10 protein-coding genes are annotated in these 11,947 nt (G+C 67.1%); 3 read left to right on the top strand and 7 right to left on the bottom strand.

Annotated features, from left to right (window positions below):
- Positions 1 to 226: 226 nt before the first annotated feature.
- On the bottom strand, positions 227 to 1,246 hold the full coding sequence (cydB, locus tag LzC2_RS17120; protein ID WP_171189240.1) for a cytochrome d ubiquinol oxidase subunit II: 1,020 nt from the start codon (positions 1,244 to 1,246) through the stop codon (positions 227 to 229).
- Positions 1,247 to 1,301: 55 nt separating this feature from the next.
- Positions 1,302 to 2,783: a cytochrome ubiquinol oxidase subunit I gene (locus tag LzC2_RS17115; RefSeq protein WP_171189239.1), complete on the bottom strand. Its 1,482-nt coding sequence runs from the start codon at positions 2,781 to 2,783 to the stop codon at positions 1,302 to 1,304.
- A 285-nt stretch (positions 2,784 to 3,068) separates the two neighbouring features.
- Here LzC2_RS17115 and LzC2_RS17110 point away from each other — a divergent pair, with 285 nt between their 5' ends.
- A complete protein-coding gene (locus LzC2_RS17110) occupies positions 3,069 to 3,452 on the top strand; it encodes a PadR family transcriptional regulator (protein WP_171189238.1) in 384 nt (127 codons plus the stop codon).
- A gap of 12 nt (positions 3,453 to 3,464) precedes the next feature.
- Complete coding sequence (locus tag LzC2_RS17105) at positions 3,465 to 5,717, top strand: permease prefix domain 1-containing protein (protein WP_171189232.1); 2,253 nt, start codon at positions 3,465 to 3,467, stop codon at positions 5,715 to 5,717.
- A 207-nt stretch (positions 5,718 to 5,924) separates the two neighbouring features.
- Here LzC2_RS17105 and LzC2_RS17100 read toward each other — a convergent pair whose 3' ends face one another.
- The 5 genes from LzC2_RS17100 to LzC2_RS17080 all read right to left on the bottom strand — a co-directional run bounded on the left by LzC2_RS17100 (position 5,925) and on the right by LzC2_RS17080 (position 10,849).
- On the bottom strand, positions 5,925 to 6,098 hold the full coding sequence (locus LzC2_RS17100; protein ID WP_171189237.1) for a hypothetical protein: 174 nt from the start codon (positions 6,096 to 6,098) through the stop codon (positions 5,925 to 5,927).
- Positions 6,095 to 8,044 (bottom strand): SLC13 family permease, encoded by a 1,950-nt coding sequence (locus LzC2_RS17095; protein WP_315854712.1) that lies wholly within the window; start codon positions 8,042 to 8,044, stop codon positions 6,095 to 6,097. The genes LzC2_RS17100 and LzC2_RS17095 overlap by 4 nt, the downstream gene beginning before the upstream one ends.
- A gap of 13 nt (positions 8,045 to 8,057) precedes the next feature.
- On the bottom strand, positions 8,058 to 9,119 hold the full coding sequence (locus LzC2_RS17090) for a 3'(2'),5'-bisphosphate nucleotidase (RefSeq protein WP_171189236.1): 1,062 nt from the start codon (positions 9,117 to 9,119) through the stop codon (positions 8,058 to 8,060).
- Between the two features lie 293 nt (positions 9,120 to 9,412).
- Positions 9,413 to 9,745 carry a hypothetical protein gene (locus tag LzC2_RS17085; protein ID WP_171189235.1) on the bottom strand — a complete coding sequence of 111 codons (333 nt, stop codon included), beginning with the start codon at positions 9,743 to 9,745 and terminating at the stop codon, positions 9,413 to 9,415.
- Between the two features lie 186 nt (positions 9,746 to 9,931).
- Positions 9,932 to 10,849, bottom strand: coding sequence for an aminotransferase class IV (locus tag LzC2_RS17080; RefSeq protein ID WP_171189234.1), 918 nt, complete (start codon positions 10,847 to 10,849; stop codon positions 9,932 to 9,934).
- A gap of 99 nt (positions 10,850 to 10,948) precedes the next feature.
- Here LzC2_RS17080 and LzC2_RS17075 point away from each other — a divergent pair, with 99 nt between their 5' ends.
- A complete protein-coding gene (locus LzC2_RS17075; protein ID WP_171189233.1) occupies positions 10,949 to 11,866 on the top strand; it encodes an NAD(P)-dependent oxidoreductase in 918 nt (305 codons plus the stop codon).
- Positions 11,867 to 11,947 lie beyond the last annotated feature (81 nt).

Genomic DNA, 11,947 nt, shown 5'->3' with positions numbered 1-11,947 from the left:
CCTTTTGGGGGAGAGGGGTTGGGGGTGAGGGGGCTTTGATGGTCCGACAAGCCGGCGCCCCCTGCTGCTTCTCTGTCGTCCGAACCGTCATCCAGCTATCGAGCACGTATGCGGGTTCGTCACCCTCACCCCCGGCCCCTCTCCCTCAAGGGAGAGGGGAGACTGGGGATCCGCCCGCAAGAGGATGTCTGCGGGCGATTGTATGTCCTCGGTGACGCTTCTCAGGTTAATGAAGCGGCTCCTCCTCCCCCGTCACCGGACCGCGGAAGGTCCAGTAGACGATGAAGGTGTACGCCGCGATGAAGGGCAGTCCGATCGCGGCGATCGTCGCCATCAGTATCAACGTCGAATTGCTGCTGGCGGCGTTTTGAATCGTCAGGCTGTGGGCCGGGTTCGGGTTCGAGACGATCAGGTTCGGATACAGCGCCGTGCCGAATAAGAAGACCAGCGCCGCGATCGACCCGCCGGTGCTGACGAACCCCTCCCGCGGCCGGTCGCGCATCAGGCAGCGGGGCACGTTCGCCAGCGCCAGCACGTTCAACAGGACGACGACATAAGCCCAGGGGAACCCGCGAAAATTCTTCGTCGCCCCGGGGACGAAGGCCAGCGTCAATCCCGTGGTCAGCAGGAACGCCGCGAGATAAATCCAATAACTGCCCCACGCCCAGCGGGTGACGCGCTCCCGCAGTTCGCCGGTCGTTTTGAGCCGCAGGAACGACGCCCCGTGCAGGGCGAACGCGGCGACGGCCAGCCCGCCGATCAGCAGCGCGAACGGCGACAGTTCGTTCGCCAGCGACCCGATGAAGATGCCCCGCTGGTTCAGCGGCACGCCGTCGATGCTCGCCCCCACCGCGGTTCCGAACAAAAACGCCGCGAGCGTGCTGCTGAGCGTGAACCCCCAGTCGCAGATGCGTCGCCAGCGGGGCGAATCGAACTTATGCCGGAACTCCACGCTGACCGCCCGGAAGATCAGGGCGAACAGCAGCAGCATAAAGGGGACGTAGAACCCGCTGAACGCCGTCGCATACGCCTCCGGGAACGCGGCGAACAACGCTCCGCCGAAGGTCACCAGCCAGACTTCATTCCCGTCCCACAGCGGGCCGATCGTCTTGACCAGCACGTTGCGATCGCGGTCGGTCTTCGCCAGGGGATGCAGGATGCCCACCCCCAGATCGAACCCGTCCAACACCGCGTACCCGGCCAATAAAACCCCGAGCAGCCAGAACCAAAGGGTCGGGAAGTCCATCGTTTACAGGCGGAAGAGGAAGGGCGGAGTGAATCACATGGCGAGCCGGGGGCGTTCAGCCCCCGGAGCTTGAGCGTGCGTCGGTGAGGCTGCCTTCGTGGTCGACGCGCTCGGAGGCCGCATCTAACAACCCCTCGGCGCGGGGACCGGGCGCGTGCGGATCGGGGTCGAAGTGTTCGGGGTCCGGCCCTTTCATGATCTTCGTATGCAACACGGAGACCCACACCGCGAACAGCAGCAGGTCGATTAGGCCGAACATAATAATCGACCACAGCACCTGACTCGCCTCGACCGCTTCGGAGAGGGCGTCGCTGGTGCGCAAGCCCCCCATCAATTCGCCGTCGATCATCGACGGATACACCACCCACGGCTGCCGGCCGACCTCCGCGGCGACCCACCCGGCTTCGTTCGCCAAAAACGCCAGGCCGACGGCGCCGACGAAGAATCGCAGCACCCATTTCTTCTCCCATAACGTTCCCCGCCAGCGCCACCAGCTCGTCAGCAATGTGGCGCCGATAAAGAGCGTGCCGATGCTCACCATCAGGTGATACGTCTGGAAGGTGATCCACACCGGCGGCTCGCCGTAGTCCTCCTTGAGATCGTCGAGGCCGGGGACGGCCGTCTCGAAGTCCTCATGCACCAGAAACGACAATCCGCCCGGCACCGCCAGCCCGAAACGCACCTCGCGAGCCTCGGAGTCCGGCCAGCCGAACAGATACAGTGGAGCGGGCTGCTCGGTTTGATAAAGCCCCTCGAACGCCGCCAGCTTGGCCGGTTGATGCTCCGCGACGTTCTGCGCCTGCAAATGCCCGCTGACCAGCTGGGCGAGGCTGGCGGTCGTGGCGAGGAGCAATCCGCCGGTGAAGCTCCGCCTGGCGAAGTCGACGTGCCGGCCCTTCAATAAATACCAGGCGCTGACGCTGAGCACGAAAAACGCCCCCAGCACGAACGACCCGAGATAAACATGCGTCAGCCGATGGATCGCCGAGGGATTGGTCAACATCGCCCAGAAGTCGACGATCTCAGCCCGTTGAAAGACGACGCCGTTGATCTCCCGTTCGACCAGCTGATGCCCCGCGGGCGTTTGCTGCCAGCTGTTAGCGATCACGATCCAAACGGCGCTGAACATCCCGCCGAGGCACACCATGCAGGTGGCGAAGAAGTGCATCTTCGGTCCGACTCGATCCCAGCCGAACAGCAGCACGGCCAGAAAACCGCTCTCCAGAAAGAACGCGAAGATCCCCTCCGCGGCGAGGGCCGAGCCGAAGACGTCGCCGACGTATCGACTATACGCGGCCCAGTTCGTGCCGAACTCGAACTCCATCACGATCCCCGTCACCACCCCCAACGCGAACGTTGCCCCGAACAGCCCCGTCCAGAACTTCGCCGCGGCGTGATACCGCCCGTCCTTCGTCCACAGATGCATTCCCTCCAGATACACCATCACCACGCTCAACCCGATGGTGAGCGGGGGAAAGAGATAGTGGAACATAATCGTGAGCGCGAACTGCAATCGGCTCAGCAATAAGACGTCCATCGCAGCGTTCCTCCCGGCGGCGACGGTCGCGGAGGGCGGGCGAACTCGGGGCGATCGTCGGCGTCGCGCTCAGTGTCGGTACGCCGTACGCGGGAGCAACCACGCCCGCGCACGCGGGGCAGAATGACGCTCCGCCCCATGATTCGCTCAGCGGACGTTCCCGCGTTGAAGAACTTCCGCGAAGAAGCCGTTGACGCCGATATCGTGCGCCGATAACGTCGTCTCGGTGCCGCAATCGCCGTGCGATATCGGCTCCCCCGGTTCATTCCGCCTCAGGCCCGTCGCATGGCCGCTTCGAATCCCCCGCCCGATCGTCTCGCCCCGGACCTCGTGCGGGGCAGCCTCGACCTGATGGCCTTGGCGACGCTGTCGGAGGGCGCCGCCTACGGCCTGGCCGTGCAACAGCGGCTGCGGACGGCGAGCGGGGGGATGGTCGAGGCGAACCCCGGCACGCTGTATCCGTTGTTGCACCGCTTGGAAGCGGACGGGCTGATCGCCGCGGACTGGCGGGTCGAAGAGGGCCGCCGCCGCAAGTGGTACACGCTGACCGCCGCGGGCCGGCGCCGGCTGACCGACCGCGCCGCCCAGTGGTACGCCTACGCGGAGACCGTCCGCGGTCTGCTGGAACCGGCGGTCGGCCCGCCCGTTCCCACTCTCAAACCTGCCTGAGGAGCTGCGGGAATGCCCGCCGAGGAATTCGACGCCTACCTCAAAACGCTCCGGGCCCGGCTCCGTTTGAAGCCGGGCCGGCGGGCGGAGTTAGAGGACGAGTTCCGCGATCATTTAGAGAGCCGATTGGAAGAACTGACCGCCGCCGGCGTGCCCCGCGCCGCGGCGATTCAGCGTGCCTTGGAGGAGTTCGGCGACGCCGCGGGGCTGGCGTCGCAGATGTCTCACGCCTTTCGCATCCTCGCCCGCCGCCGCCGACGAAAGACTTTCATGCGCGTCACCGCCTCCGCCGCCGCGACCCTCGCCTGCGGCATCGCCGTCGCTTATCTGTTCGCCCCGCCGAACCGCGCCTTCGCCCCGCCGGGGCCGGCCGTCGCACAGGACGCGGACGCGCCCCCGCCGGAGAACGACGCGGCCGACGCGGACGCCCCCGAGCGGCCCGACCCCGCGGCGGCACTAGAGGCGAAGTTGGACGGCCCGGCACCGGAGAATCTTTATCGCCCCGGCACGCCTGTCGAATCGTTCTTTGCGAACCTCCGCCACAAGACCGGCATCCCGGTCTTGGCCGACAATGAGATCCTGCCGGAGGGTTGGGGAACGCTGACTCGTCTGGGCCTCCCGCCGAACTTCAATGGGTTGAACGAGTCGCTCGACCTCGGGCCGGAGTTCACGCTGCGGCAGATGCTGAACACCGTGCTGGGGCAGTTCGCCTCGGACCTCCGCGTGGAGAACCGCGACGGCATTCTGTACGTCACCGGCGACTTTCCGCGGCGGCCCGGAACCCGTGACCTGCCCGAGGCGAGCCGCCTGGAGGAGATGTTGGAGGTCCCGACAACCCTCGCGGGCCTCCGGCCGGGAGACACAGTCGCGGAGGCTCTGGATACGCTGGCGGGCATCCATCAGATCGCCATCCTGCCGGACAGCCGCGCCCTCGATCTCGAGGGGATCGATCTGCGAGACTTGCCGATCGATAACCCGCCGCAATTGAGCGGTTACTCGCTGCGGACTACGCTGGATGTCCTGCTTTCGACAGTCAGCGAAGAGTCTCTCCTCGCGGTGCCGCGGGACGGCATCCTATTTATCACGACGCAGGAGGCAGCGGGGCTAGATCTGGAAACGCGCATCTACAACGTCCGTGATCTGCTGACCGACGTGCGGACCTCCTCCGGCGGGATGGGCGGCGGATTCGGCGGCGGCGAATTTGGCGGCGGCGAATTTGGCGGCAGTGGCGGCGAAAATGCCAACGGCGCCGCAAACGACCTCGTCGCGATGATTCTGTCCGTCACCGGCGGGTCGAACTTCGGCGGCGGTTGGATGGAGACCGGCGAGGGCGAAGGCAGCCTGGAGCACTTCAACGGATTGCTCGCCGTGCGGCAGACCACCACGGTGCATCGGCAGATCGAGGATCTGCTGTCCTCCCTCCGCCGCAGCGCCGCCGAACGCAGCTGGGACGAGGCGACAGACGGCGCCGGCTCAGAGGCCGCGTCCCTGTCCGGGGGCGCCGATGCGGACCCCGTGATCGTGGTCGTGGGGCCGAACGGCATTCAATCGATCAACGGTCGGGAAGAGTTTACTCCCGGGACCCACGGCGCCTATTTGACCAAACTGGCGCAAGAAGCGCCCCGTCGTTCGGTCGTCATTAAAGCGGTGGAAAGCGCTCCGAGCCGAGTCGTGCAGGAAGCGGTGAAGCTCGTCACCGAGGCCGGGCTGAGCAAGATCGCCCTGCGGGCGACGCCGGACCCGTCCGATCGTGAGAGCGTGGCAGATCCATCTGCGGAGGTACCCGGGCCGTTTTTCGATAGGTCGAGAAGTACCCACCCGCGGGGCGTCCCGGATCTTCGCGAACCTGCGCAGCCTCGATACGTTCGCGATATGGGTGATGTCGAGCCCGTCGTCGGTTTATTCAATGGCCCCTCCTCAGCACGCTCGAACGTTCATCGAGAGTTCCGTGTCACAAATGAAGGGCGTCTCTACCTAGGGCGAGACGTCGTGCCTCTGAACGGTGAGGCTGCGGCTCTTCGGGAGAAGACGGAAGGTCGGTCCGCGGGGCCGGTGCCGATCTGGATCTACTCCGATCATCCGTCATCCGACGTCCAAGCCCGCATTCGATCGTTACGACAAGCCGCGAAGGATTTAAGCGTCACGATCACCGTCGAACGATTCCGCAAGCCGATCCTCTTCCGTGACGACTCCGGGCGATTTGAGTGGGTCGTGCCCCTTGAGCGACGCCGCGGGGGCCAGTCGGAGCAGTCGGAAACGGGTTGATTCTATGAACGGGATTTTCTTCAGGCTTGAGCGTGTTTAGAAAAAAATTATTGGTATTCGGGCTGACGGCGATACCGGGTCGAACGCCGTTGCAAGGCGGGAAACGCTGTCTCTATTAATGCTGCAAACTCCGCATCGGTCACGAAACGGCCCTCGCGGGCATCCTCAGGTCCCCGCGAATCGCCTCCAGATCCGTCCGCCCGTCGTCTACTCGGCCGGCGGGTGATTGGCCGGGGCGCTGTTCTCGCCGGTCGGGACGAGGTGAATCGGTTCGCCGGTCGTGGGGTGCGTCAGCCGCAACTCGCCGTGGGCGTCCAGCAGCGCGGCGAGGTCGGCGGGCAGCGTGGGCAACGTCACGGAAGAGGCGGGGGCGGCGTTCATGGAACCAGTTTAGCGGCGACCGCGGCCGGCGGGGCCGGAGGTTCCTCGGCGGGTTCGACCGCAGCAAACGGCCAGACCCAGGGGATCACGAGCATCGTCACCGCGAACACCAACCCGGTCAGCGGGAGGCCCAGTCGCAAATAATCGCTGGTTCGATACCCGCCGGGGCCGTAGACCATCAGGTTCGTTTGGAAGCCGACCGGGCTGGCGAACACCCCGCTGGCGGCGGCCATCACCGCGATGACGAACGGCAGCGGTTCGAGGTTCAATCCCTGTGCGACCGCGACGGCGATGCCGAACATCAACACCCCCGCCGCCTTCGCGGTGATGAGGTTCGCCAGCACGGCCGTCAGAGCAAACACGACGGCCATCTGACCGTAGGCGTTCTTCCCCGCCAATGTGGTGAGATGATGGGCGAGATAATCGTCGGTCCCGCTGCTGTCCAGCGCCGCCCCCAATCCCAGCCCGGCGGCCATGGTGATGAGGACGCTCCAATCGACCGCCCGGCGGGCCTCGCTGACCAGCAGGCAGCGGGAGACGATCATCGCCCCGCAGGCGATCGCCGCCGCCAGCGCCGGCGCCACGTCGAAAAACATCGCCGCGACCATCGCCGCCAAGATCACGCGGGCGATCCACGCTTTATGAAAGCGCGGCGGAACGCTGTCTTCCACCCCGGAGACGAGAAAGAAATGCTTCCCGAAGCGCCGCAGCTTTACGAACCCCGGGGGAGCCTCCAGCAAGAGCGTATCGCCGGGCCGCAGGCGGATATCGCCGATCTTCCCGACGACCCGTTCCCCGCCGCGGGCGACGGCGATAATGGCGGCGTTGTAATGGCTGCGGAATCGACTCTCCCGCACGGTGCGGTTGAGGAAGGGGTAGCCGTCGGAGACGACGGCTTCCACCAACTGCCGGGCGCCTTGGCTGCGGACGTTCGAGTCTAATTTGAACGTCTGATCCGCCGCGGGGGTGAGGCCGGGCAGTCGGCGAAGATCCTTCACGCTGTCCACCGCGCCGACGAACACCAGTCGGTCTCCGGCCCGCAGGCGTTCGTTCGGCCCGACCGCGGCGAGCACCTGCTCCACATGCTCGACTTTCGGCGGCGGCCCCGCGGCGGCGCCGGGCGGCGAATCGTCGTCGGTCTGTCCGGCGCGCGGCTCGACGGGGGCGTCGCGGACGATCTCCAACAGATATGCCCCCGGCAGATGCCGCAAACCGGCGCCCTCGACCGTCTCGCCCACCATCGGGCTGCCGGGTTGGAGGGTCATTTCGACGGCGTACTCCCGCGTATCGCGGAGGTTCACGCCGGCCGGGGTGCGATCCGGCAGCAGCCACTTTGACGCGATCGCCAGATAGGCCACCCCCAGGATCGCGCACGGCAAGCCGACCCAGGTGATATCAAACAGTTCTAATCCCGGATGCTTCGAGCCGTCCGGCTCCTTCAACTTGACTAATTCGCCATTTAATACGAGCAGCGTGCTGGTGCCGATAAGCGTGCACATCCCCCCCAGCACCGCGGCGAACGACAGCGGCATTAAGACTTTGCTGGGACTGATGCCGTGCCGACGCGACCAGTCGCTGACGACCGGCAGCGCCGCCGCGACGACCGGGGTGTTATTGAGGAAGGCGCTGACGATCGCCGCGGGCGTCGTCACCCGGAGGACCGCAGACGCCACCCCCGCGGGACGCCCTAATAATTGTCGCCCGGCGTACTCCACGGCGCCGGTCTGCCGCAGCCCTTCGGCGACGGCGAACAGCACGCCGACCGCCGCCAGGCCCGGGTTGCCCAGACCTTCCAACGCGTCGGCCAGCGGGACGACGTTGCAGGCGACCAGCAGCGTCAGCCCGCCGCACAACACGGCGTCCGGGGCGGCGGCGGTGAACATCAACGCCAGCACGCAGGCGGCCAGGGTGCCTAACGTGAGGCCGATTTCGGGGGTGAACGGCACGCGTCGATCGTCGCTAGTTCGACGCGTTCAGGACGGCGCCGGTCGCGGCCCGCACGGCGTCGTGCAGCGGGCCGTTGGTGGCGATCACGCCGCGGTTTTTTTCCAGCCCCCGGCCGTGGGTGAAGTCCAACGGCTGGCCGTCGACGTCCGTCACCCGTCCGCCGGCCGCTTCGATGACGACCACCCCGGCGGCGTGATCCCAGATCCGCTCGACGTACCCCGGCCGCGTGGGCAGACGCAGATAAATATCGGCCCCGCCGCGGGCGACCTCCGCGTATTTGGCCTGCGAATCGAGCCGCAACGGGTCCGCGGTGAGGTTCAATTTCGCCGCGATTTCCGCCGCGGCGCCGTGGGCGGTGTGCGCGGACTCCACCGACTCGCACAACCGCGCCGCGGCCGCGTCGGCGGTGGCGGAGGTGTGAATCGACGTCGGGGTCGAGCCGGGCTCCAGCGAACGAACCGTCGCCCCGCCGTCCTTCTCCGCGGAGAACAACGCCCCCGTCCCGCCGTCCGCCCCGTCGCCGTTGTGCCCGTCGCTCTGAACCGGCAGGTTGGGGCAGGCGAGCACGCCGACGGTCGGGATGCCGTTTTCAATCAATGCGATCGCGACCGCGTATTGGCCGCCCCTCAAAAAGCCCTTCGTGCCGTCGATCGGGTCGACGGTCCAGAAGCGTCCGCCGTTCTCGCCGACGGCGCCGTCGGCGCCGCCGCGGTCGATCCAGTCCAGGATCTCCGCGGTCGTGGCGGTCGGGAGCTTGAATTGAGCCAGGGCCGCATTGACGGCGTGCGTCACCTGCTCGACGAATCCGGCCTTCTCGCCCTGCCAGTCGGCCGTGGTCCGCAGCGCCGCGGCGTCTTCCTCGCCGACGACCGGGTCGTCCGGGAACGCCTCGGCCAGCGCCCGGCAGACGAGGGCCTGCGCGGCGAAGTCGGCGACGGTGACGGGGCTTTTGTCCGCTTTGTCCAACGCTGCGGGGCCGTCCTCCAGCCCCGAGGCGGAGCGAACGACCTGACAGGCCGCCGCGGCCCAACGACCGGCCTGCACGGCGGCGGCGAGGGCGGCAGACTCGGACATCAGCAAACGCGGGGGTCGGGACGCGGCGGGGCGCGGCAGTCTAGCCGTTCGGCATGACGCCCGTCATCCGCGACACGCTTCCCCCAAACCGTTCCCAAACGGTCCCGTTCGCACGCTGCCTATCAAAAAGGGAGTTCCGTCTGACGACGGAACTCCCTCTCACGCTCTCACTGGTCGCGCTCTCACAGAATGGGCGTCATGGCGTCATCGCCTCTTGGGATACGGGTTGGGAGACAGGTTCTCTTGGGGCTGCATCGCCGGACTCATCCGCGGACAGCGCCGCGAGCGTGGGGTCACCGGCGGATGTTGAGGAAGAAGTTCCCCGTGCCGATGGTCAGTCCGCGGCTGTTATATCCGTAGCCGCGACCGTAGCCGAACCCGCGGTTATAACCGTAGTTGCGGTAGCCGCGGTTGAAGCCGTAGTTGCGGTAGCCGTGGTGATAGCCGTACGACGAACCGCGATAGCGGCCGTGGTTGTAGCCGTACGCCGGCACGCCGTAATGGCCGCTGTGGTAGCCGCCGCGATGGCCGTAGTAATTGCCGGCCTCCGCAGAGGGGGCGGCCAACAGTCCCATGGACAGCAGGGCGCCGGCGGCGACGATCTTGGGAATCAATCGGGAGGTCATGGGAGTCTCTTTTAGAAGGGGGAAGTCGGGGGGACGCACATCACGTCGCACCGACCCTTCGTATCCGCAGTATCGGCGCCACAACGCTTTGTTCTGACGGTAAGTGCTACCATGGCAGTGACTTACGCTTCATTACGGCAGATGTGCGTGGCAACAGGTATTGTCGCGGACTCGCATCATGCGCCGTCACTGTGACGACGATTCCGCAACAGAGGCGACCCCGACGAGCCGTTCCCACGCGGCCGTCAACGCCCGGTACGCCGGTCCCGGAACCCCGGCGCCGACGGGGCGGCCGTCGATGCGGACGGCGGGCCACAGCGTCGGCGTGGTGGAGGCGATCAGCGCTTCGTCTCCCGCGCACAGGTCGTCCGGCGTCAGCGGTTCTTCTCGCCAGTCGAAGCCGAGGTCGAGCGCCAGTTCCCGGGTGACGGCCTGCGTGACGCCCTCCAGCACCCCGGCGGCGGGCGGGGTGCGGATCGTTTTGCCGCGGACGGACAGCACGTTGCCGGTGTCGGTCTCCGCGACGGTTCCATCCAGATGCAGCAGGAGGGGCTTGGCGCCGGGGTCGATGGCGGCGGCCTGCCGGGCGGCGATCCGCCAGTGCAGGCGGCTGCGGGTTTTGATGTGCGGGTCGAGGCACGCCGCGGGGATCTGCCGCGTCGCCGGAACCGCCAACCGGACGCCGTCCCGGTACTCCGCCGCCAACAGACCGGCGGGGAGGACCGTCGTCGTCACCCCAGCGATCGACCCCCGATGGTGCGGCGAACCGATCGGCGAGCCGGCGGAGACGAACAGGCTGACGCTCAGTTCCTCCCCCGGTTCGCAAAGGGCGAAGTTGTGCCGCACGACCGCGACGATCGCGTCCGCCAGTTCGCCGAGCGGCCCCGGCAGGTCGATAAACGCCCCGTTCGCACTCTGCGCCAGCCGGGCGAGGTGCCGATCGACGGCGAACGGCACTCCGCCGAAGGTTCGCAATCGCTCCGTGACCGCCGCCCCGCCGGCGACCAGCGCGTCGTCCAACGGCAGGGAGGCTTCGCTCGCGGGCAGCAATCGCCCGGCCAGGGAGGAGATCGGAACGTCAGTCGGCGGAGGCGAAGAGGACACGCCGATAGCCTATCGTTTGCGGACCGCTTCGCTCCCCGACCCGGTTCCCCGGTCCGGGGGGACAAGCCCCCCGGCTCGCCGACTGTTTGGAACGCTCGTATGTCGCCCGTCTCTCCTGAAACCACCTCCGTCGGCTGGATCGGCACCGGCGTGATGGGCGCCGCGATGGCCGATCGATTGCTGGACGCCGGCTACGCGCTCACCGCGTTCAATCGCAGCCCGGAGAAGGTCGAACCGCTTGTTCAGAAGGGGGCGAAGCCCGCCGCCAGCCCCCGCGAGGTCGCGGAGCACAGCGACGTGACGATTACGATGGTCGGCTATCCCGACGACGTGCGGCAGGTCGTGCTGGGCGACGACGGCGTCCTCGCCGGGGCGCGTCCCCATTCGATACTCGTCGATATGACCACCAGTTCCCCGGCGCTCGCCGTCGAGATCGCCGCGGCGGCGGCGGAACGGCGGGTTCGGAGTCTCGACGCCCCCGTCAGCGGCGGCGACGTGGGGGCGAAAAGCGGGGCGCTGTCCATCATGTGCGGCGGCGATCAGGAGGCGTTCAACGCCCTCGCCCCGCTGCTTGACGTGTTAGGCAAAACGATCGTTCTGCAGGGCGGGCCCGGCGCCGGGCAGCACACGAAAATGGTCAATCAAACGTTGATCGCCTCCGGCATGATCGGCGTCTGCGAGGCGCTGGTCTATGCGAGCCGGGCGGGACTTGATTTAGAAACGGTCCTCAAAAGCGTCAGCGGCGGGGCCGCCGGGTCGTGGAGCCTGTCGAACCTCGCCCCGCGGATGCTCAAGAACGACTTCGCCCCGGGATTTTACGTCGAGCATTTCCTGAAAGACCTCGGGCTGGCGCTCGCGGAGGCGGACCGGATGCGGCTCTGTCTGCCGGGGCTGGCGCTCGCGAAGCAGCTGTATAACGCCGTCGCCGCAGCCGGCGGCGAACGGGACGGGACGCAGGTGCTGGTGCGCGTCGTCGCGGACCTCAATGGACAGCCGTGGGGCACGAACGGGGGGTGATGAACCGCTGTCGGGCGTTCGAACTCGTCTCCCCTCTCCCCTCTCCCCTTTTTGGGGGAGAGGGGCCGGGGGTGAGGGGGC

The organism is Alienimonas chondri (genome assembly GCF_013036045.1).
In the GTDB taxonomy this organism is placed as follows: Bacteria; Planctomycetota; Planctomycetia; order Planctomycetales; family Planctomycetaceae; genus Alienimonas; species Alienimonas chondri.
This window is presented reverse-complemented; position numbering and strand designations above follow the sequence as displayed.